A 20,316-nucleotide genomic window follows, 5' to 3' on the forward strand; every position below is an offset into this window, starting at 1 on the left:
AGCCTAACTAATTTTTGTCGACACGATAGAGGGTAATTATCAAGGGAGATATAGAATGGCGATCAGGCATCAATCAAATAGTTTTGCCCTTCATTCTCTAGGCGATCAATGAGATCACGGCACTCATCTAAATCTAAAGGCTGTTCAAAGCGGCGCTTTAGATTCATCAAAAAGAAAATGTCTTCACACATCGCTTTCTCTGGTTCGTCACTAATTTTCGCGACAGGCGAATCGTTGCAGGAGACCATTTTAATTACCATGGATAAAGGCTTATAAGCCGTGCCTTTATCATTAATATATTCGCCCATGTCGTTTGCGAGGAAAGTACCAATACCGAAGCTAACCTGAACTCGACCCTGAAAGTGCTCACAAATGTCTAACGCTTGTTCAAAATTCAATCCATCGGTAAACACCAAGGTCTTGGTCATCGGGTCGATATTCAACGATTCATAATGCTGAATCATTTTTTCGCCCCAAGCGAATGGGCAACCACTGTCATGACGCACACCAAAGTAGGCATTACTGAGCTCTTCATCAAAGTCTTTAAGGAAAGCATCAATACCGATCGTATCCGTCAGTGCAATGCCTAACGCACCGTTAAACATCTCCTGCCAGCGTTGCAATGCTATTTTCTGCGAGTCACGGACATTCACTAACGCCTGATGCCCCATGAACCACTCATGAGCCACAGTGCCAATCGGGGTGAGATCCATTTCACGCGCTAAATGGTAGTTGCTGGTCCCTGTCAGGCAATCTGGTAACTCCTGACACAAATACTCAAGCATGATTCGCTGTGCCTGGAAGGAGAAACGACGTCGAGTCGACATATCGGAAAATTTGAAACTCGAGATATTACGACGCTTCAGCTCCGACTTAAGATAACTAACTTTATCTTGCAATACCGTCTGGAACTGCTGTAACGGAATATCAGACCAACGCAAACGACTGCGAACTTCAGAAACGATACTCATGATGATGGTTTCGTACAAAATGGTCTCTTTCCACAACCCAGTGATCGTGATGCGTAATTGGCTGGAACCATCTGGCATCGTTTTATTGTGCAGCGACACATCATTTTGTGGATTAAAGCGGAAGTGGCGTAATGCATCGACAAACTCGGGCTTGAGATACGGAGCGACACTTTTCATGTACTTGATTTCATCGTCTGTAAAACGAAGGTCTTGAAGCTTAAGGATTTCAGCTTCTACCTCGGGCAATAAATCAGACAGATCTTCTTCACTACGAACGATAAATTTGTATGACACCATCGCATCAGGATACAGAGCGGCAACAGCGCTCATCATGTTCACTTTGTAGACATCAAAGTCCAAAGCACTTTGGATGATGCGAGAAGAAAATAGATTGGTTGTCATTCGGAGCCCTTCCACATACCCTTCCCTGAGTATATAACTTTTTGTTACTAACTAATTTGCGTAAACAATAAACACCCATCATTAGTTTGTCAACTTTTGTTACTAACCACTCTTTTTAATAAGGTTTTTATTTTTAAAAAACGGATACCAGTTGTGAATAACTCAAAAATATCGTTAATCTCATACCCAAACTGAGCCCTCAACAAAGCAAAAATGGTTACGAACAAATCGTTACTTACCCATTGAATGAACACTTATTATGCGCTAGATTACTTACAACTTATTATTAGGACCCAACCATGATCGTAACTGTCGACATCATTCCATTCAGACTTTCTGGCTGTGCCAATAAAGGATTGGAAGTGTTGCTGATTAAACGTTCAAATCCGAACCGACCATACCATGGCGTATGGGCATTGCCGGGTGGATTTGTCTTTGATAAAGATTTGACCCATGAAGGCGGGCGTCCAGCGGATGAAAATTTCGAAGCGGCACGTCGCCGTATTTGCCGAGAAAAAATCCATACTTACCCTCGTCATTTCAGTGAAGCGTTTATTGATGGTGATCCGAAGCGAGATCCAGACGACTGGAGTTTAAACATCACCCACTATGCCTTAGTGGATCGAAACAATGTTGAGCAAATAAACAACGCTGGCGTTCCAGAATGTCACCTAAAGTGGTTCCCGCTGCAGGCCATCCTAGATGGTGAGGAAACTCTGGCTTTTGACCATCAAAATACCATCGAAAAAGCCTGGCAAAAGTTGCGCGCTTCTATCGAATACACGTCCGTACTTCTGTTCGCGTTAGACAAAGAGTTTTTGGTTGCCGACATCATTTCTGCTTATCAGGAGTTTGGGATCGACATCAGCCGCATGACCATCAAGCGCCGTTTGATCGACTCAGGCGTACTGAAACCAACCAACAAAGTCGCTTCCACAAACAAAGGTAAAGGTGGTAAACCAGCCATGGTGTACACACTCACTAGCGACGAAGTCACTTTTTTCCAAAACTGTTTGCGTGGATAAGCGCAGGCAACCAGACAGACAAGGAGTCTGCTATGACTGTTCGAGTAAACTATCAAACCACTGCGGTATTCGATGTGGATCCTGAGAAAGGGTTCAGTGAGCTTTGCCCTGACGAACTACCCGTAGCAGGAGCCCTTGAAATAGTACCGGAACTACTTAAAAACCACGCAAAAGGTCGCTTAAAATTGGTAAGTCGCGACTTACACCCGCCTAAAGCCGCTTGGGACGCAGAAACGCCAGCCAATATGTTAGAGCCTGTTGGTCTGCCAAACGTCGACGTAAAATGGAATCGCCACTGCGTACTCGGCACGACCGGTGTTGAACTGTTAGACGGATTGCCGCCCGTTCTGGAGTATGATTTCCAAGTCAATAAAGGCATGGATCCAAACGCGCATCCATACGGCGTATTCTTCCATGACGTCGCTGATACCAAAACGACTGGTGCGAATGAGTTCCTGAAATGTAACGACATCGATACGCTTGTGGTCGGTGGCTTAGCGCTCGATTTCTGCGTAAAAAAATCGGTGATGCAGGCATTAGATCTCGGGTTTAAAGTCGTTGTGAATCTTGCTTCGACACGCGCAGTATTGCCAGATACCCTTGATGATGTGATTGCTGAAATGAAACAAAACGGCGCGTTATTTGTTGACTGTGCTGATGACATCATTGTCGAGCAGTTTGCATAACATCATCACGATAAGGAAGTCACCATGCACCAACACGAAAAATTAAACTACGTAGAATTTGGCAGTACAGATTTGAGTGCGACAAAGCAGTTCTTTGAGCAAGTTTTTGGCTGGTCATTTGTCGATTACGGTCCGGATTACAGCGCATTTTCTGGACAAGGACTAGACGGCGGATTCTTCAAGTCTGAGCTTGTCAGTCACACCTCAAATGGCGCAGCACTGTTGGTCTTTTATAGTTCGGACATTCAGGCGACCTTGTCCAAGGTGGAACAACATGGTGGGCATATTTTGCGCCCAATCTTTGAGTTTCCCGGCGGTTGTCGATTCCACTTTACTGAACCAAGTGGCAATGAGTTTGCGGTTTGGTCAGAAAGTCACTAATTCGACCGCCAGAAACATGCTCTTGTGGTCTGATTAGCAAGTCGCGCCTTGCACTTGACTGTGACGCCACGACATAATGCGCCAAACTTTTAAGTGAACAGATTTATGCAAGAGATTTATTTTGCGGGCGGCTGCCTGTGGGGCGTACAAGAGTTTATGCGCCACCTTCCCGGCGTGATTGCAACCGAAGCGGGTCGCGCGAACGGCACGACAAATTCCACTGCCACGGATTACGACGGTTATGCGGAATGTGTACGCACTCAATTCGACCCTTCGCAAGTATCTATCGAAGATTTGATGGGTTACTTCTTCGAAATCATCGACCCTTACAGCGTCAATAAACAAGGTGAGGACGTCGGTGAAAAATACCGAACGGGTGTGTATAGCCAAAGCCCGCAACACCTCGACAGAGTAAGAAGCTACATCGCAAATAGAGAAGATGCCGCTAAGATCGTGGTCGAAGTACGTGAGTTAACCAACTACGTGCCAAGTGATGACGAACACCAAGACAGGCTAACTCGCTTCCCGGATGATTACTGCCATATCCCTCTGGACTTATTACACAAGTATAAGAACCGCTAACAGCCAGTATTCGCTGAATAATTTTCAGACGGATTTCAAAACAATAAAGGGAGCACAAGGCTCCCTTTTAGTTATTTACAATCGTATCTTCTAAGAAGAACTTAACGAGCGCCTTCTGCTTCCAATTCCTGTTCCGCCACTGACAACATTGCAAACTCTTCTTCTGCTGAAGTCGCAACCAGTTTGTTGCGGCTGTAGAGTCCATAATACGCTCCACCGATAACGAACAGTCCCATAGTCATAAAGAACGCTGAAGGATCAAATGCATAAACGCCAGTCATCGCGATTAAAGAAAGCACCAACGAGATACTTGAAGTAACAATACCACCTGGTGTTTTGTATGGGCGATGTAGCTCAGGTTGCTTGATGCGTAGCAAGATGTGGCTTAGTGACATCAAAGCGTACGATACGGTTGCGCCAACAACAGCCATTGCCAGAATCAAATCACCTTCACCTGTCAGCGAGACTAAGAAGCCAAATACACCCGGAACAAATAGTGCACGAGTCGGCACTTTCTTATCACTTGTTAGTGACAAGCTTTGTGGCAGGTAGCCAGCACGAGAAAGCGCGAATACCAAACGGCTGTAGCCGTAAATGATTGAGAAGAACGACGCAATCAAACCAGCCAGACCAAGTACGTTAACGGCAGTAGCAATAGTCGGATTACCTGTCAGCTTCAGTGCATCAACCAATGGTACCGCACTATCACCGATAACTTGTGAACCTACTGCGCCAGCTAATAGCACAACCACAAGAGTCGCAGTTAGTAGAAGGAATAACATTGCACCGATAATGCCTTTTGGCACGTCTTTCGCCGGGTTTTTCGCTTCTTCTGCCGCTAAAGGAACCCCTTCAACCGCGAGGAATAACCACATCGCAAACGGCAGTGCAGCCCATACGCCATACCAGCCAAATGGTAACGCTTCTGTTGCCTGAGCAGTTGCTGGAGCAATATCAAACAGGTTATTGATGTCGAAGTCACCTATCAGTACACCTGCGGTCGCCAAAATGGCCAACACCGCTAATCCACTAATAACCATCATGACCTTTAGCGCTTCACCCACACCAGCCATGTGAATTCCGATAAAGACGGCATAAAAAAGTGCGTAGACAACAGGGCCATCAATACCAATCAATTCATTCACCGCTGAACCAATGAATATCACAATCGCAGCAGGCGCGAGCGCATATTCAATAAGTACAGATAAACCCGTAAAAAAGCCGCCCGTCGGTCCCATTGCCTGACGCGCAAAGCTATAACCGCCACCAGCAGCCGGAATCGCCGCCGACATTTCCGCCAATGATAAAACCAACGTTAGGTACATCACCGCCATCGCAATCGCTGCGATAAGGAATCCACCCCAGCCTGCCTGAGCGATACCAAAGTTCCATCCGGCAAAGTCCCCGGAGATAACATACGATACGCCCAGCCCCGCAAGCAGAATCCAGCCTGCGGTCCCTCTTTTTAACTGTCTTTTAGCCAGATATTCCTGATGATTAGACATAGTAAATCCCTCTACATTTTAGAAATTAAGAAATTGTTGTTGTGCTTATCTTCGAGATCGCCACCACTCTCTTCGTCAATGGCAGAACGGTCCTTTAAGTTCACGCCTGAGAGTTGGAGTCTTCGAGCCTCTTTAAGCAAATAGAATGCGCGCTGACAGGCATCGTCATAATTGAGCCCTTGCGGTCGCACGTTAGAAATACAGTTTCGGTCGGAATCCTTCGAGCCGCGTTTCGCTCCCCAAGTCAGGTACATGCCCATACTGTCTGGCGATGTCAGTCCTGGCCTTTCGCCGATAAGAACCAACACGGCTTTGGCATTAAAGCACTGGCCGACATCATCACCGACCGCGACTCGCCCCTGCTTCACAATAGCGATAGGCGCTAAATTCCATTGGTGTTCTTCATCACCACTCATTAGTGAAACTAAGCGGCTGATAACAGGTAAGGCATGGTTCTGGATCGCGACAGAAGAAAGGCCATCGGCGATAACGATCGCTAAATCGAGCTCGGTATTGTGTTCCTTGCCAATGGCTTCAAGCGTGTTCCAGGACGCTTCATCAAGCTGGCGGCCTAGATCTGGTCGCTGCAAATACATGAATCGATCGGTGACTTTGCTTGTCACCACGACAGGTGGCTCAAGTGTTTGTTTGAGAATCGAGTAAGAGTCGGACAGCTGGGCGACCAGAGAGTCTACATTCAGAGTACAATGCACTGCGTCCATCGCCTGGGCGTGATCGAGCTGAAAAGAGAGCAATTCATCCGTCGGAACACTATTTCCACTGCGACCCAGAGCGATACGTGCAGAAGTAAACTCACGTAATTTATCCCAAGGATTACGTGTCACGACTTTTGCTGTCGCGCCGTCTGAGATTGAAACCACTTTACCCATGAGCACGCCCCTTATTCAGCTGTGAAATTGCGCCGGCAAACGAATTAGAAATGCGGTCGTTTAAACGCACCTCGTGTACGTCTTCGAAAATTTGCATGTCGGTAAGCCACTGTTCGAACTCAGGCGCAGGCTTTAATCCCAGCACTTTTCTCGCGTATAACGCGTCGTGGAATGAAGTGGTTTGATAGTTGAGCATGATGTCATCAGAACCCGGAATGCCCATGATGAAAGAACACTCAGCAACACCCAATAGTGTCAGCAGGTTGTCCATGTCATTTTGATCAGCGTAAGCATGATTGGTGTAGCAGATATCGCAGCCCATCGGCAGCCCAAGAAGCTTGCCACAGAAGTGATCTTCCAGACCGGCACGAATGATCTGTTTGCCATCAAACAAGTATTCAGGCCCGATAAAACCAACCACAGTGTTTACCAACAACGGATCAAACTGCCTTGCTACGGCATACGCACGAGTTTCACAGGTTTGCTGATCGACACCGTGAAAAGCATTTGCAGACAAAGCCGTGCCCTGTCCGGTCTCGAAATACATCACGTTGTTACCAACCGTTCCTCGGTTAAGTGAAAGCGCTGCTTCGTGCGCTTCTTTTAATACAGCTAGGTTGATACCAAACGTGTCGTTGGTGCCTTGTGTGCCACCGATTGACTGGAAAACCAGATCGACAGGTGCACCCATCTCGATCGCCTCGATGGTGTTGGTCACATGGGTCAAAACACAAGATTGGGTAGGAATTTGATAGTGCTGAATAACTTCGTCCATCAACTTCATCAACTTGACGGCTTGAGGTACGTTGTCAGTTGCCGGGTTGATGCCAATTACCGCATCACCGTTGCCGTACATCAGGCCATCAAAGATCGTCGCGGCTATGCCATTAAGAGAGTCGGTCGGATGATTAGGCTGCAAACGGGTGGATAAGCGGCTTGGTAACCCAATGGTATTACGGAAAGCCGTCACTACCTGGCACTTTTTCGCGACCAAAATCAGGTCTTGATTGCGCATGATCTTGCTGACCGCCGCCACCATTTCAGGCGTTAGACCGGGACGAATTTTGGCTAACGTGACACTGTCCGCTTGTTCGCTCAACAACCAGTTGCGAAAGTCACCTACCGTCAGGTGTTCGATCGGTTGAAAGGCTTCACGGTCATGAGTATCAATAATTAAGCGCGTGATTTCATCGCTTTCATACGGGATCACGACTTCGTTTAGAAAGGTTTTTAGAGGCAGCTCGGATAACGTCATTTGCGCCACGACGCGCTCTGCGGCTGACTCGGCACATACTCCGGCCAGCGCATCGCCAGATCGCTCCGGCGTAGCTTTCGCCATCAAGTCTGCCAATGACTCAAAGGTATACACCTTACTTCCTTGTTGCCGACGATAAGTTGCGGTCATGATTCTTCCCCTTCAACTACATGGTTCAGTTTTTGCAATTTTTCTGCTGATAGTTCTATAAGTTTCTATAGGGATTAAAGCGAAATGCATTCCCGATGATTATCAAAAATCGGCAATGTTAAAAAAGGGTTTTTAAACAGTACGTTAACTATGTTTTGCCCTACTTTGATTCACTACACAGGCATCGGAAGTAAATATGATGAATGATGAACAGATCTCTGCCGCACCAACTTTGTGCACCAATCCCACAAAAGATGCAAACCAACAAGCAGCAAGCCTTGTCAATTGGCAACAGGAATATGACCAAATCAGTAATGGCCGCTTCCTAGGGCAAATCAGAGAGCGACGATTCAACAGTGTGCACGTATTTCGTGAAGACAGTAACCGTGCACTCAGACAGCAATGCCGTGTCGAGGAAGGTGGGGTTTGGCTGGGGATAAGCGTTGAAGATAAAGCGTTGCATATCAACCATTCACAACTTGATGCTGACAAGCTTTTACTTCGCCAAGGGGGAGTAGACTTTGAGTTAATTACGCCAGAAGCCTTTTCGATTTATGGCATGGTGCTAAAGCAAGGTTTTGTTCAGCAGCTTAAAGAGCAACTCGAGCTTGACGATGTTAAAGGGCAAGAGCTCTACTTGTCTGGCTTAAGCGAGCGTCACATTCAACAACTCAAATATTACTTGGGCATATTACTTGATCCCAACCAGGCGAGATGGTCGTGCGAAACGCATCAAACGGTCGTTAAAGATGTCCTGATGGAACTGTTTTCGTTAAGTTCGCAGCAAGAAGCCGCGCCAAAAGCATCCTCTCAGCGACAAGTTGTGATGAACCGCATTCGACAATATTTGGAAAATCAGGATTACAGAACCCCAATTACCGTAAGTGAACTATGTGAGGCTGTACATGTTAGCCGTCGAACGTTGCAATATACATTTGAAGCGTGCTGCGATACTTCTCCGAAACAATTTATTCATCGAATGCGACTGAATCAGATACGCCGTATTCTGCAAAATCCTCAAGAAACTCGTAACATCGCAGAGATAGCCTTTGACTTTGGCTTTTTCCATCTCGGACAGTTCGGCCAAAGTTACAAACAACTGTTTGGTGAAATGCCCTCGGAAACAAGGCAATACCTCTGATGAAATGAGATTTTTCAGAAGTAAGTAATCACTTCCTCTCAAGTGATTTCGAACTATACACGCTTGTAAGGCTTAGATATTCTGAGCAATACGCCACAACGCACCACTTGGGTCAAACAGACAGCATTCACGCATCCCCCAGGGCTGATCGACCAAATCAGTAAGACGGGAACCAAACTTATCATGATTCAATTGTGACAGATGCTGGTGCCAGCTTTGGACGTCTTCCACCAGCAAATGCATCATAAAGTTATGGCAATGTTCCGGCTCATAAAAGTTTTGTAAAAGGAAAGCATGCTTCCCTCGGAAGAAGTACGCCACGTCGCCAAAATCGGATGCCATCTCAAAACCAGCTTCCTGATAAAACTGCTTTGAAAGCTCATAATCCTTGGCTGGTACAAACGACTTTATTTCTACAATATTCAGGTTTTCCATTTCCTAGTTCCAAATTCAGTAACACGGCTTATCAATCAACTTTAATCAACGCGAGAGCATCTCACCAGCTAGCTCCTTGATTTCTTATTACGATGGTACGCATTCTGCTATTTGTTCCTGCAACCAATCCACAAACTTCCGTTCTAATTGAGTTAGAGCCTTATCTTGATGAAGTAAAACATAATCGTAGCCTGATAACGTGAAGCCAAAAGGTGCAATGAGATTACCACGCTCAAGATCATCCATCACCAAAGGGTAAGATCCTAACGCAGCACCTAAACCATCTATCGCGGCTTGGATACAAAAGTAGAAATGGTTAAAAGTCTGCTGCGTATTCTCACGCATTTCTGGATGCTCAGCGCTTGCCATCCATTCTCTCCAAGCGTCCGGTCTGGTTTTGCTGTGTAATAACTTAACTTTGCACACGTCTTGTTTAACTTGCTGCCAATAATTTGGAGAGAAAACAGGACCCACCCACTCTTCAACCAATACCGTTTTTGGGTATTCGTGCAGTGGCTCAAAATCGTCTCGACGAATCGCCATAGAGAGCCCCGTTGAACCTAGTGCTACTGGCCCCCCAGCCGTGGACAAACGAACGTCAGCTCCGCATCCCTCATTAAAATCAGACAGCCGCGGCATCAACCAACGCATGGTCAAGGTTGGTTCACACGACACCTCTAAGCATTGATGCTTTTGTTGCTGTAATTTGCTCACGCCGTTTTCCAAAGCCTGAAAAGCTTGCTGCGTATAACCTTTCAATATTTCCCCTTCTTTCGTGAGAAAGACATTTCGACCTTGCTTGTAAAACAGAGGCTGTTCGAGATAGCTCTCTAGCACTTTTATCTGCTTACTCACTGCACCATGAGTAATGCTCAGCTTATCTGCCGCTTCTGTAAAACTGGATGAAGACGCCGCAAAGTGAAAAACTTGAAAGGATTTTAGGTGCCTCATGTGTGAATTATTCTCACAGGTTTTGGAATTTGTTTCGATTATAGTCTTCGAGTTGTCAGCCTACAATTCGTGTGTCCATAACAACAAATAAGCAGGAGTCATCATGGAGTTGTTCAGCCTTGCGTTACTAGGCATACTTATCGTTATTAGCCCTGGAGCCGATTTTGTGTTGGTATTAAAAAATAGCATTAACCAAGGCAGACGCGCGGGCATTTGGAGCGCAGTCGGAATTAGCCTCGCTATCTCAATACATATCTCCTACTCTTTATTCGGGATCAGTTACTTAATTTCACAAAATGAATGGCTGTTTAGTATGATTCGTTACTTAGGTGCGGCCTATTTGGTTTACCTCGGATTAAAAGGCCTTTTTGCTTCACCATCACAGCAAGCTGAAGGGCAAGCCGCACACGAGTGTGCTCCTGATTGGCAGTTCTTTTTTCAGGGCTTTCTGTGTAACGTCCTCAACCCAAAAACGATGTTGTTTTTCTTAAGTATCTTTAGTCAAGTAATCAACCCTGAAGCGGACAACCAAAACAGCGCTCTGATCTATGGGGCGTACATGATTGCGTTGCATGGCATTTGGTTCTCGATGGTAGCGGTACTGTTTACCTCGCCATATCTACAAACACTACTGCTCAAGGTGAAGCATCGACTCAATCAAGCTTGCGGAGCGGGCTTGATCCTGTTCGGCGCTATGCTTGGATTGAAATAATTAGAAAAAAGCGGACTCATCTGAGCCCGCTTTAACTTTGCAATGTTATGGCTGTATAACAATGACTTAATCACTAACGATTCACTTCGTTAGATATCAAGCTCTTTGTCATCTACGTGGTTAGTGATCATCGCTTCTGTGGTGATCATCAAACCAGCAACAGACGCTGCGAATTGAAGCGCAGAACGTGTTACTTTCGCTGGGTCGAGGATGCCCATTTCGATCATGTTGCCGTATTCACCCGTAGCTGCGTTGTAACCGTAATCTGCATCACCCGCTTTTACGGCGTTCGCAACTACGGATGCTTCATCACCTGCGTTGGCTGCGATTTGGCGAAGAGGTTCTTCCATTGCACGGAGTGCAACACGGATACCAACGTTTTGATCATCGTTTTCACCTTTTAGATCCGCCAATTCTTTCGCGATCTTAGTTAGAGCCACACCACCACCAGCGACAATACCTTCTTCAACCGCGGCACGAGTTGCATGTAGCGCATCGTCCACGCGATCTTTCTTCTCTTTCATCTCAACTTCGGTTGCCGCACCGATCTTGATCACCGCTACGCCACCAGAAAGCTTCGCAATACGTTGCTGTAGCTTGTCTTTGTCATATTGAGATGTCGTGGTTTCCATTTGTTTTTCAATCGACGCCACGCGATCAGCAATCGCTTCGGCTTTGGCAATGCCACCTACGATTGTGGTTGTATCTTTGTTGATAGTAACTTTCTTCGCACTACCCAGTTGCTCTAACGTTACCTTTTCTAGCTCTAGACCGATTTGTTCAGAAATAACGGTACCCGCGGTTAGTACCGCAATGTCTTCCATCATCGCTTTGCGGTTGTCACCAAACCCAGGTGCTTTCACGGCCGCTGCGCGTACGATACCACGCATGTTGTTCACGACCAGTGTCGCCAGCGCTTCGCCTTCGATGTCTTCAGCAATGATCAATAGTGAGCGAGAAGATTTTGCCACCGCTTCCAGCACTGGCAATAGCTCACGGATACTGCTGACTTTTTTGTCCACCAAAAGAATGTATGGATTATCTAGCTCTACGCTGCCATTTTCTTGGTTAGTGATGAAGTATGGCGACAAGTAACCGCGGTCGAATTGCATACCTTCAACCACAGACAATTCGTTGTCCAGGCCTTGACCTTCTTCAACGGTAATCACACCATTGCGACCTACTTTTTCCATCGCTTCTGCAATGATTTCACCGATCGCACGATCGCTGTTTGCAGAAATGCTACCAACTTGAGTGATGGATTCTTTGTCACTGCATGGTTTGGACATTTCACGTAGTTTCTCAACCGCCGCTTCGGTGGCTTTGTCGATACCGCGTTTTAGGTCCATTGGGTTCATGCCCGAAGCCACCGCTTTAAGACCTTCGTTGATGAAAGATTGTGCCAACACCGTTGCGGTTGTTGTACCGTCACCCGCTTCATCGTTCGCTTTGGACGCAACTTGTTTCACCATTTGTGCGCCCATATTTTCGAATTTGTCTTTCAGCTCGATTTCTTTCGCAACAGACACCCCATCTTTCGTGATGGTTGGCGCACCGTAAGATTTATCTAAAACAACATTGCGACCTTTTGGACCGAGTGTCACTTTTACTGCATCCGCAAGTAAGTTCACACCTTTCAGCATTTTTTGACGCGCGTCATTAGCAAATAACACATCTTTTGCAGCCATGGTTATCTCCTTAAAAACTACTACAAAAACAATTACTCAACGATTGCTAACACATCAGACTCGGACAGAATCAAATATTCTGCGCCATCAATTTTTTCAGTTTTCACACCGTAGCCGTCATTGAAAATGATCTGGTCGCCCACTTTGACTTCCATCGCTGCGCGATCGCCATTTTCCAGACGCTTACCTAAACCAACTGCAATGACCTTACCTCGGTTGGACTTTTTAACCGATTGAGAAGTTAGAACGATTCCCCCTTCTGATGTATTTTCCACTTCTTGTCTTTCAACAAGCAGCTTGTCATTTAAAGGACGAATTTTCATTTGGAGTGCCTCCTACTCAATACAAAAAATAAAAGACAAAAATTGAACATAAAGATGAAGTTGCGAGTCGTATGCTCGCTTACGCTGAAAATAATAAGGTCGAAAAATTGGAGTTCAAGGGGCAAATTCATAAAAATTTTTTATTGGTTTGAACAACGCCCCTTATTGGAAATTCTCATTCACCATCACTCTTATTGGATCTATGATGGTGGGCATAGTACGCAGTGGCACACTTAGTTTGATAAGGATAACGAAAGTATGAAAAAGGTAATTTCTCTGGTTCTTGCAACGCTGAGCTTAGGTTTGCTTGCTCCGAACGTCGCGGCTTCTGAGCGCGCAGAGCAAGGTTGGCAGCTGATAGAGCAAGGCGCAATGATCGTCGATGTGCGTACTCCGCAAGAATTCTCTCAAGGGCATTTAGACAATGCGGTGAACTTCCCTTTGTCTGAACTGGATAAGCATTTTAAAGACGTTAAGAAAGATCAATTGATCGTTCTGTACTGCCGCAGCGGAAACCGTTCAGCGCAAGCCTATCAGTATCTCCAATCTCAAGGTTTCACTAATCTGCATAACGCAGGTGGGTTTGAAGAGTTACAAAGCGCTAAATAGCGCCTTGATTTGCTCTTGTCGATAAAAAAGCAGAACGCGTTGCCGATTTATCACAACGCGCTCTGTTGGTTCCCCTAGTTTAAAAAAACGCTTAAGTCCTTTTAAGCGAGCGCCCCCTATTCTTCGTAAAATCACACTAAAAATCAAGGTGATAGTTGTTATTGGTGTTGTTTAGCGCAATAGACCAATTTTGCTCAGACTCCTTGGCACTCATCGGTACCCATTGAGCGTAAAGGTGCGTCCAGTTTCCGTTCACTTCTAGCTCTACGTCTTCCGTCTCCGTTGGATAAACAGTCGTCACACGCGATGTTGGATCGGCAATCACTGTGCCATTTTCTGTGGTATACGCCGCTTTTGAGTACAGGTGCAAAGCTCCCTCAGTCGAGCCAGTATAGTTAACAGAGAGAGTAATTTTCTCACCTATATCGAATGAGAAATCTCGTTCCGCCACGATATCCGCCGTATTGTCGCTCACCTCTGCTACTGCTGGGGTAGGAGGAGTGCTTGAACCACCACCTCCACCGCCGCCTCCACAAGCCACGGTTAGCGCCGAAATCAACGAAGTGATAAGTAATTTTGTTGAATGTTTCATGTCAGGCTCCTTACTGCTGAGTCGCAGGAATTACTTTGTTAGCAGTTGAGGCTTGATACCACTTAGTGTCTGACTCGCCACTGCTGGTTACCCAAGTTGGAAAAGCTTTATACGCTTTACTGATGTCGACGTTTTCGACCGGATGATCCCACTCATCACGAATGTTGATTGCCCACGGCATGTTGTTGTCCGTCAAAAATGATTCAGAGCCACCGGAATTATCGTCGTGCTGATTGAAGAAGGTATTATTCATCTCACTCGTTCCCGCGAAGGATTTGAAGTGTGTTTGCCAACTCATACCTGGAGGGGTTGCAGTAAAGTCGCCATGGTACAAATCTTTAGAAGCAAAGATGAAAGAATCATACGGCGGATACCCTACCTGCTCACGTGACACGGGGTTCGATAGCTGAACCGTGAGTTGATAATTAAGAACATCAGATGTTTGTTGGCCAACACACGCGTTTTGAGTGCGATAGAAAGTGCAGCTGCTGTCTAACTCACCCAATATTTCTAAGTCTTTGCGCAAATTTTCCGAGACCACAAGCACCGCCTCACCACCGGATTGCACCACTTGATGAGTAACGAGTTCACCATTTCGTGTCAGTTCTGTCGACGCAAGGTTGGTTGGGTCTACATTTGGCAGATGAATAGCAAAACCGTTAGAGAACCCTGCTCCCATCGCCTGCAGCGTGAAATCAAAAGTGATGTTTTTGATTTCACGCTGACCATTTAGCAACTCGGTGACACGATAACGCCACACCACATCATTGAAATCGTAATCGCCCATCAGTGGCCAGCGATCTTCAAACGCCATCGTCGCGTAGGTATCTGAGCTTGGATACACCGAGGTCACCGTGACTTCTGGGTTGTTTTCCTGCACTAGTGGCTCGTACTTCGAATCTGTGGAGCCATCGGTGTTGACGCCATCAATGGCAGTGAATGGGCTGACTTCGACAGTAAACAGCAAATCGTTGAAATCGTTGTCGCCATCTGGACGAAAAATATCTTCAAAACCCAGCACGAGAAACTCATTTTGCGTGTCGATAAATGCCACATTGTGACGACGATTTTCTGAAGTCGACTCTGGGTTCAGACTCGAGAAGCTATAAAACGGCGTGCCCCAACTGCCAAGGCTGGCGATGTTGTTATACGAACCAGACCACCCCCAGCCATTCGGAATAATAAAGAATGCGAGAGTTTGACCTGCGGTGAGCTGCACATTTAAATCGATCGTGTCGCCTTCTTGCATCTCCCCATCTGGTGCTTTAGATGTGTTAGGAAAAATGATCACGTGCGCTTCGATTTCATCTTTATTGACGGGTGGATTGTTCGTATCAAAAACGAAATAACCGAGCGTATTTCGATACCCCGCTCCCTCATTCAAAAAGGTGACTTTTGCTGTTGCGAACTCCGCACCATTCAGTTCGTCATCAATATCAATGCTGGAATAACGTTCTGGCGCAATAAAGGCACTGTTGACGAGCGTGCCTTCTGGCAGCATAGAGTAAACGTTGCTAAGCACATCTTGTGGTAAAGATTCTGCAACCGAATAGGTATTAACGGGTTTACCTTTTGCTGAATAATTTGAACTGTCACTACCAGATTCAAAAGTAAAATCACTGGTCGTGAGCGCATTCGCTGAAAGTGATAAGCAGCAGCCAGAAAGCGCAAGTAGTTTCCCTGTTCTCATAATGTTCCCCTTCTTAAACCGGACGTTGGTCATATGCAAGAAAGAGCAATTATGGTGCCTAAATAAAATCAACTACTTCACAACTAGTTATGTTGATAATTCTATTTTTTCTCATTTTGAGAATGAACATGACAAGCGAAATAGAAGCCTTGGGAGCCTAGAAAGCGTGCTCGTGCACACTTAGGTTTAATGCGCGAGGCGTTGGTATTCGCCTCACGATAGTGAAGGATTTGGCCTAAAACGTTGGTCCCGCCTCAAACTGAGTCAGGTTGTCGGTTATCTCTAACCACGGCGCTTTTGAGCCAACAAAAATGTGAAAGCTTGGCTTGTGTGAAGGAGCATCATCCAAAACGCCCAGACGAATGTTTACGATCCCGTTATTCTTTTTCGAATACAAACTCGAACCGCAATGACGGCAAAAGCACAGCTCGGTATTTTCACTCTTTTTATAGGCTTGAATGTTGTCTTGACCTTCCGTTATCAGCAGTTTATCCAGCGCAACGCCACCAGCCGAAGAATAGTCAGAGCCCGTAAACTTCCGGCATTCAGAGCAATGGCAATTTCCCATGTATTTGAATTCATCCGCCACTTCTAATTTTACTTTGCCACACAAGCATGAGCCTTTAAGTAGTTTCATGAACGCCTCTTCCTTAGTCGTGAGTACATAAGCTTGATTTAGAGATAAACATGCCATTGGTATAAGACAAATAAAAGAAGGGAAATACAGGTTTTCAAAAATGAAATGAAAAGGTAATAAAAGCTTGCTGATATAAGAAAGCCAAGCAGTGAGCTTGGCTTTGGGAGATAAACATTGAGCGTTTCAGCTCAATTAGAAAATACAGTGTTTAGTGTAGCTAGACGCTTCATTCGCAGTCCAGTCGCCTTTTGGCTTCTCTTTCAGGTCCTTACACCACTGTTCACTGCCCACGCCATCTTGAAGGACGCAATGCTTAGCAAAATCCATGGCACTTTCTGTTGTCCACTCAGTTTTTGGTTTGTCTCGCATGTCGTTACACCAACTCTCGGTGCCAACTTCGTCGCTACAAGCAGTTAAAGCCGCAGACGCCAACAGTAACATTACCAATTTATTCATAAGATTTAGGTTCCAGTGTCAAAGAATGTTCTAGACAAGTAACGCCCAGATGAGGCAATCAAACATGACTGTCGAACACAACATCTTGAAGCGACTTTTGTATAAACTATAACTAAATTATCAGTCTACGTGTTAAGACATCGACAATTTATCTAAAATCATTGGACTAGCGCACACATCGTCCTGCGACTATAAACGCTTCGCTGTAGGCAAAGAAAATAGATTCGCCGATCCGGTACCGAAACACGCCAAACGTAATTCCAGTGCCATTTGTTCGAAATGTTCGACTACGTTTTGAGTACTTATTGTCGCGGCTTTCAGTACAGCACCCGCCTGGCCAACCAAATTAGCGCCCAAGTGGATCGCTTTGGCAGCTTCTAACCCGTTGTGAACACCGCCAGATGCGATTAAAGGTAACGCAGGGTACTGAGCGCGAATTTGTTCAAGACAGGTAGCCGTTGGTATTCCCCAGTCACGAAACAGCTCCGCTGCACGCTTCATACGGGCATTCTCCTGGCAAAAACCTTCGACCGCACTCCAGCTAGTGCCGCCAGCACCCGCCACGTCAATGGCTTTAACACCTGCGTCGACCAGTTTTTCAGCCATAGAGCCGCTAATACCAAACCCGACTTCCTTGACGATGATCGGAACATCCACTCGTGATTCCAGTTTTTCAATCGCATGAATCACACCAATCCAGTTGTGGTCGCCATTTGCCTGAAAAGCTTCTTGCATCGGGTTCACATGTACGATGAGAGCATCGGCTTGAATAGCGTCTACGGCTCGTTGAGCATTGTCCAAATTTTCTTTATCACGCAGTTGAGCTGCACCTAAATTGGAATACAACGGCACACCTTTAGCCAGATCCCGAATCGTTCGGCCTAAACCTGAGTTCAGACTCTGTTCCAGACTAATGCGTTGAGAGCCGACTCCCATCGCAATACCTAATTCACTTGCCGCTTCAGCCAAACGGCAATTGATTGCTTCCGCGTCTTTGGCTCCACCTGTCATCGAACTGATTAAAAATGGCAGAGCCAGTCTTCGACCTAAGAACTCGGTAGACAGGTCGATGGCGTTAAAGTCACATTCTGGCAGCGCACAGTGCTCAAATTCGACAGACTCGAAGCCCGCCGTTTTATGCTTCATGCTCATGTCATGATGTAAAACAGCGTCTAGGTGTAAATCTTTTCGATTAGTTTGCGGAGCCATAATGTCACCCTAAAGTAAAACAGTCGCGCAGTATTGCGATCCTTGTCAGTAACGTCAATGCGAAATTTCTGAAATATCCGCCGTACTTCCTTTAAACCTGCCAAGACCATTGATTTACTTTGCTTTTTACCTCACAAGTTTAACGCATGTGAGGCCAGCAGCTTTTATAAGCTTGGATAAAAAACCGGCAAGATGCCAACTCAATAGATTCTATAACGGCTGTTGATTGCTTTCAGGCATAATCAAAGACACCACCGTACTGGTCGTATTTGGAGCAAACTGTTCGGGATCATCACAGAAATGAATTTTGCCCTTTTCTTCCACATAAAACAGTGGAGTGAGCAAATTGCTATTGTGATGCGCCAAATAATCCTGATAGGTGAAACTGTCACTGAGCTTAGTATGTTTTATTTCCGCTCCACGGCTCAATAAACTCGCCAGTTGGCTGTAACTGACATTCCCGCCCATCAGCAGCCTGCCATGATATTCCTGTGCGACGGTGTGCTTTTCACTACCATTACCGTTTGTTTTGTTTTTTTGCAGACAATGCACTTTATCTTCGCCGAACTCATCGACAAACTGCATGCAAGCCATAATGTTGAAATGTTGATCCGGCGTCAGGGCGACAACCTGGCCAATACCAATTAAGTTGAGGTTATCGTCTGCGTGGCTGGATATCGGGTTCCCATAGTAATAATCCAGGCCGAGCATACGAACTTGACTGATGTATTCCCAGTTTGAGTCCGTCATGAGAACACGCCTGTCATAACGCGCTAATGCCTGACCTATTTCTCTGGCAACTCGGTTCGCACCAATCAACAAGAAACCTCTCGGTGCAGGCTCTGCGACCCCTAAGGCAACCGCGACAGGGCGAGCCGTCGCACTTTGTAGCACAACGGTTCCAATAATTACCATGAAGGTCATTGGTACAAGCAGGCTAGCACCACTGACGCCGTATTCGATTAGCTTAATAGCAAAAAGAGACGAAATAGAGGCCGCAACAATACCACGCGGTGCAACCCATGACAGAAACAGTTTTTCCTTGAGACCTAAATTACTGCGTATCGTAGCGAGGAATATTGATAACGGACGCGAGACCAACTGCATGAAGACAAATAGCATCAAGGCGCCAGAACCCAGAGCAGTAAAGTCATCCAAGCTTATGCGAGCGGCTAAAAAGATAAACAAGCCGGTAATAAGCAAAATGGTCAAGTGCTCTTTGAAGTGCAATATCTGCTGAATGTTGATCTCTTTTGCATTGGCGAGCCACATCCCCATAACGGTAACAGTAAGCAGCCCTGCTTCAGATTCTAAATGATTGGAAACCGAGAAGACGCCAAGTACCACCATCAACACGGCAAACGGCTGTAAATATTCTGGTAACCATGCCCGACGCAACGCTGCGGACACCGCCGCGCCAGATGCAACGCCAAGAATGACACCAACGGCGATGATCTTGGCAAAGACTTCGGCGCTATTGACCGCGCTGTGTGACACGATGAACTCGTAAACCATGACCACAAATAGCGCACCAAGCGGATCAATCAGAATCCCTTCCCAACGCAGAATATTAGCCAGAGTGCTGTTTGGTCTTACAGTTCTTAGCAGTGGGACAATCACGGTAGGCCCCGTTACGACGGTCAAGCTGCCAAACAACATTGCCAGCTCCCATGAAAAACCCAAGAAATAATGTGTCGCCACACTCGTCACGGCCCAAGAGATAATCGCGCCAAAAGAGACAATACTCCACACTGAGCCACTCACTCCGCGAATCTCTTTAAAATTTAGCGTTAGGCTTCCTTCAAACAGAATAACGGCCACTGCCAGCGAGACCAACGGAAAGAGTAAGTTTCCTAATATTTCATCCGGTTTCAGCCACTGCATTAATGGCCCGACAACAAGGCCAGCCAACAGCAAAAACAGTATCGCTGGCAAACGAAGTCGCCAAGCTAACCACTGACACCCTAAACCAATCACCCCAACCGCTGATAGCACCAGCGCTTCATTACCAACTTGCATCTATGTC

Annotated in this window: 21 protein-coding genes; 7 read left to right on the forward strand and 14 right to left on the reverse strand. The window is 46.1% G+C overall.

Translation table 11 applies throughout. The annotated features are described in order from the left end of the window. Positions 1 to 62: 62 nt before the first annotated feature. The gene (gene pncB / locus DBX26_RS20090) at positions 63 to 1,373 is read right to left on the reverse strand and encodes a nicotinate phosphoribosyltransferase (protein WP_118120706.1); all 1,311 of its coding nucleotides are present in this window, start codon (positions 1,371 to 1,373) and stop codon (positions 63 to 65) included. A 299-nt stretch (positions 1,374 to 1,672) separates the two neighbouring features. Between pncB and DBX26_RS20095 the strand changes: the two genes are divergently transcribed. From DBX26_RS20095 to DBX26_RS20110, 4 genes are all read left to right on the forward strand, one after another. Beyond that, a complete protein-coding gene (locus DBX26_RS20095; RefSeq protein WP_014233614.1) occupies positions 1,673 to 2,398 on the forward strand; it encodes an NUDIX domain-containing protein in 726 nt (241 codons plus the stop codon). 32 nt (positions 2,399 to 2,430) lie between these two features. After that, positions 2,431 to 3,084, forward strand: a complete 654-nt coding sequence (locus DBX26_RS20100) for a nicotinamidase (protein WP_118120707.1) — start codon at positions 2,431 to 2,433, stop codon at positions 3,082 to 3,084. Positions 3,085 to 3,108: 24 nt separating this feature from the next. After that, complete coding sequence (locus DBX26_RS20105; protein ID WP_014233612.1) at positions 3,109 to 3,465, forward strand: VOC family protein; 357 nt, start codon at positions 3,109 to 3,111, stop codon at positions 3,463 to 3,465. A 105-nt stretch (positions 3,466 to 3,570) separates the two neighbouring features. Continuing rightward, the gene (locus DBX26_RS20110) at positions 3,571 to 4,047 is read left to right on the forward strand and encodes a peptide-methionine (S)-S-oxide reductase (RefSeq protein WP_118120708.1); all 477 of its coding nucleotides are present in this window, start codon (positions 3,571 to 3,573) and stop codon (positions 4,045 to 4,047) included. A 101-nt stretch (positions 4,048 to 4,148) separates the two neighbouring features. Here DBX26_RS20110 and eat read toward each other — a convergent pair whose 3' ends face one another. Genes eat through DBX26_RS20125 form a run of 3 tightly spaced genes read right to left on the reverse strand, consistent with a single transcriptional unit; the run spans position 4,149 to position 7,847 of the window. Next, positions 4,149 to 5,552: an ethanolamine permease gene (gene eat, locus DBX26_RS20115; protein WP_014233610.1), complete on the reverse strand. Its 1,404-nt coding sequence runs from the start codon at positions 5,550 to 5,552 to the stop codon at positions 4,149 to 4,151. 11 nt (positions 5,553 to 5,563) lie between these two features. Further along, a complete protein-coding gene (gene eutC, locus DBX26_RS20120) occupies positions 5,564 to 6,442 on the reverse strand; it encodes an ethanolamine ammonia-lyase subunit EutC (protein ID WP_118120709.1) in 879 nt (292 codons plus the stop codon). Next, positions 6,435 to 7,847: an ethanolamine ammonia-lyase subunit EutB gene (locus DBX26_RS20125; protein ID WP_014233608.1), complete on the reverse strand. Its 1,413-nt coding sequence runs from the start codon at positions 7,845 to 7,847 to the stop codon at positions 6,435 to 6,437. Before DBX26_RS20125 ends, eutC begins: the two co-directional genes overlap by 8 nt. A 196-nt stretch (positions 7,848 to 8,043) precedes the next feature. On the opposite strand from DBX26_RS20125, the gene DBX26_RS20130 reads away from it, so the two are divergent. Next, entirely contained in the window at positions 8,044 to 8,988 is a 945-nt protein-coding gene (locus tag DBX26_RS20130) for a helix-turn-helix domain-containing protein (protein WP_118120710.1), read from the forward strand. 72 nt (positions 8,989 to 9,060) lie between these two features. On the opposite strand, the gene DBX26_RS20135 is transcribed toward DBX26_RS20130, so the two are convergent. Together DBX26_RS20135 and DBX26_RS20140 are read right to left on the reverse strand one after the other, a co-directional pair. After that, positions 9,061 to 9,423 (reverse strand): VOC family protein, encoded by a 363-nt coding sequence (locus tag DBX26_RS20135; protein ID WP_065300723.1) that lies wholly within the window; start codon positions 9,421 to 9,423, stop codon positions 9,061 to 9,063. Between the two features lie 87 nt (positions 9,424 to 9,510). Continuing rightward, a complete protein-coding gene (locus DBX26_RS20140) occupies positions 9,511 to 10,374 on the reverse strand; it encodes a LysR substrate-binding domain-containing protein (protein WP_118120711.1) in 864 nt (287 codons plus the stop codon). Between the two features lie 103 nt (positions 10,375 to 10,477). On the opposite strand from DBX26_RS20140, the gene DBX26_RS20145 reads away from it, so the two are divergent. Continuing rightward, the gene (locus DBX26_RS20145) at positions 10,478 to 11,086 is read left to right on the forward strand and encodes a LysE family translocator (protein WP_118120712.1); all 609 of its coding nucleotides are present in this window, start codon (positions 10,478 to 10,480) and stop codon (positions 11,084 to 11,086) included. Between the two features lie 89 nt (positions 11,087 to 11,175). On the opposite strand, the gene groL is transcribed toward DBX26_RS20145, so the two are convergent. Together groL and DBX26_RS20155 are read right to left on the reverse strand one after the other, a co-directional pair. Next, positions 11,176 to 12,774: a chaperonin GroEL gene (gene groL / locus DBX26_RS20150; RefSeq protein WP_065297891.1), complete on the reverse strand. Its 1,599-nt coding sequence runs from the start codon at positions 12,772 to 12,774 to the stop codon at positions 11,176 to 11,178. Between the two features lie 32 nt (positions 12,775 to 12,806). Next, complete coding sequence (locus DBX26_RS20155; RefSeq protein WP_014233602.1) at positions 12,807 to 13,097, reverse strand: co-chaperone GroES; 291 nt, start codon at positions 13,095 to 13,097, stop codon at positions 12,807 to 12,809. A gap of 258 nt (positions 13,098 to 13,355) precedes the next feature. Here DBX26_RS20155 and DBX26_RS20160 point away from each other — a divergent pair, with 258 nt between their 5' ends. Beyond that, positions 13,356 to 13,706: a rhodanese-like domain-containing protein gene (locus DBX26_RS20160; RefSeq protein WP_118120713.1), complete on the forward strand. Its 351-nt coding sequence runs from the start codon at positions 13,356 to 13,358 to the stop codon at positions 13,704 to 13,706. Positions 13,707 to 13,842: 136 nt separating this feature from the next. Here DBX26_RS20160 and DBX26_RS20165 read toward each other — a convergent pair whose 3' ends face one another. The 6 genes from DBX26_RS20165 to DBX26_RS20190 all read right to left on the reverse strand — a co-directional run bounded on the left by DBX26_RS20165 (position 13,843) and on the right by DBX26_RS20190 (position 20,309). Further along, on the reverse strand, positions 13,843 to 14,298 hold the full coding sequence (locus DBX26_RS20165; protein WP_118120714.1) for a hypothetical protein: 456 nt from the start codon (positions 14,296 to 14,298) through the stop codon (positions 13,843 to 13,845). A 10-nt stretch (positions 14,299 to 14,308) separates the two neighbouring features. Beyond that, complete coding sequence (locus tag DBX26_RS20170; protein ID WP_118120715.1) at positions 14,309 to 15,988, reverse strand: LruC domain-containing protein; 1,680 nt, start codon at positions 15,986 to 15,988, stop codon at positions 14,309 to 14,311. A gap of 235 nt (positions 15,989 to 16,223) precedes the next feature. Next, complete coding sequence (locus tag DBX26_RS20175; RefSeq protein WP_118120716.1) at positions 16,224 to 16,625, reverse strand: GFA family protein; 402 nt, start codon at positions 16,623 to 16,625, stop codon at positions 16,224 to 16,226. A gap of 192 nt (positions 16,626 to 16,817) precedes the next feature. After that, positions 16,818 to 17,081 (reverse strand): DUF3012 domain-containing protein, encoded by a 264-nt coding sequence (locus DBX26_RS20180; protein WP_118120717.1) that lies wholly within the window; start codon positions 17,079 to 17,081, stop codon positions 16,818 to 16,820. Between the two features lie 189 nt (positions 17,082 to 17,270). Beyond that, positions 17,271 to 18,290 carry a type 2 isopentenyl-diphosphate Delta-isomerase gene (gene fni / locus DBX26_RS20185; RefSeq protein ID WP_065297896.1) on the reverse strand — a complete coding sequence of 340 codons (1,020 nt, stop codon included), beginning with the start codon at positions 18,288 to 18,290 and terminating at the stop codon, positions 17,271 to 17,273. 210 nt (positions 18,291 to 18,500) lie between these two features. Beyond that, positions 18,501 to 20,309, reverse strand: a complete 1,809-nt coding sequence (locus tag DBX26_RS20190; RefSeq protein ID WP_118120718.1) for a sodium:proton antiporter — start codon at positions 20,307 to 20,309, stop codon at positions 18,501 to 18,503. Positions 20,310 to 20,316: the final 7 nt, after the last annotated feature.

This window comes from Vibrio sp. dhg, from assembly GCF_003443775.1.
Lineage (GTDB): Bacteria > Pseudomonadota > Gammaproteobacteria > Enterobacterales > Vibrionaceae > Vibrio > Vibrio natriegens.

Excerpts from the sequence above, each read along its gene's own strand:
- DBX26_RS20095 (WP_014233614.1), top strand. The coding sequence starts at position 1,673 with ATGATCGTAACTGTCGACATCATTCCATTCAGACTTTCTGGCTGTGCC.
- eutC (WP_118120709.1), bottom strand. The coding sequence starts at position 6,442 with ATGGGTAAAGTGGTTTCAATCTCAGACGGCGCGACAGCAAAAGTCGTG.
- DBX26_RS20175 (WP_118120716.1), bottom strand. The coding sequence starts at position 16,625 with ATGAAACTACTTAAAGGCTCATGCTTGTGTGGCAAAGTAAAATTAGAA.
- DBX26_RS20160 (WP_118120713.1), top strand. The coding sequence starts at position 13,356 with ATGAAAAAGGTAATTTCTCTGGTTCTTGCAACGCTGAGCTTAGGTTTG.
- DBX26_RS20165 (WP_118120714.1), bottom strand. The coding sequence starts at position 14,298 with ATGAAACATTCAACAAAATTACTTATCACTTCGTTGATTTCGGCGCTA.
- DBX26_RS20130 (WP_118120710.1), top strand. The coding sequence starts at position 8,044 with ATGATGAATGATGAACAGATCTCTGCCGCACCAACTTTGTGCACCAAT.
- DBX26_RS20155 (WP_014233602.1), bottom strand. The coding sequence starts at position 13,097 with ATGAAAATTCGTCCTTTAAATGACAAGCTGCTTGTTGAAAGACAAGAA.
- eat (WP_014233610.1), bottom strand. The coding sequence starts at position 5,552 with ATGTCTAATCATCAGGAATATCTGGCTAAAAGACAGTTAAAAAGAGGG.
- DBX26_RS20100 (WP_118120707.1), top strand. The coding sequence starts at position 2,431 with ATGACTGTTCGAGTAAACTATCAAACCACTGCGGTATTCGATGTGGAT.
- fni (WP_065297896.1), bottom strand. The coding sequence starts at position 18,290 with ATGGCTCCGCAAACTAATCGAAAAGATTTACACCTAGACGCTGTTTTA.
- DBX26_RS20125 (WP_014233608.1), bottom strand. The coding sequence starts at position 7,847 with ATGACCGCAACTTATCGTCGGCAACAAGGAAGTAAGGTGTATACCTTT.
- DBX26_RS20140 (WP_118120711.1), bottom strand. The coding sequence starts at position 10,374 with ATGAGGCACCTAAAATCCTTTCAAGTTTTTCACTTTGCGGCGTCTTCA.
- DBX26_RS20190 (WP_118120718.1), bottom strand. The coding sequence starts at position 20,309 with ATGCAAGTTGGTAATGAAGCGCTGGTGCTATCAGCGGTTGGGGTGATT.
- DBX26_RS20180 (WP_118120717.1), bottom strand. The coding sequence starts at position 17,081 with ATGAATAAATTGGTAATGTTACTGTTGGCGTCTGCGGCTTTAACTGCT.
- pncB (WP_118120706.1), bottom strand. The coding sequence starts at position 1,373 with ATGACAACCAATCTATTTTCTTCTCGCATCATCCAAAGTGCTTTGGAC.
- DBX26_RS20145 (WP_118120712.1), top strand. The coding sequence starts at position 10,478 with ATGGAGTTGTTCAGCCTTGCGTTACTAGGCATACTTATCGTTATTAGC.
- DBX26_RS20110 (WP_118120708.1), top strand. The coding sequence starts at position 3,571 with ATGCAAGAGATTTATTTTGCGGGCGGCTGCCTGTGGGGCGTACAAGAG.
- DBX26_RS20135 (WP_065300723.1), bottom strand. The coding sequence starts at position 9,423 with ATGGAAAACCTGAATATTGTAGAAATAAAGTCGTTTGTACCAGCCAAG.
- DBX26_RS20105 (WP_014233612.1), top strand. The coding sequence starts at position 3,109 with ATGCACCAACACGAAAAATTAAACTACGTAGAATTTGGCAGTACAGAT.
- groL (WP_065297891.1), bottom strand. The coding sequence starts at position 12,774 with ATGGCTGCAAAAGATGTGTTATTTGCTAATGACGCGCGTCAAAAAATG.
- DBX26_RS20170 (WP_118120715.1), bottom strand. The coding sequence starts at position 15,988 with ATGAGAACAGGGAAACTACTTGCGCTTTCTGGCTGCTGCTTATCACTT.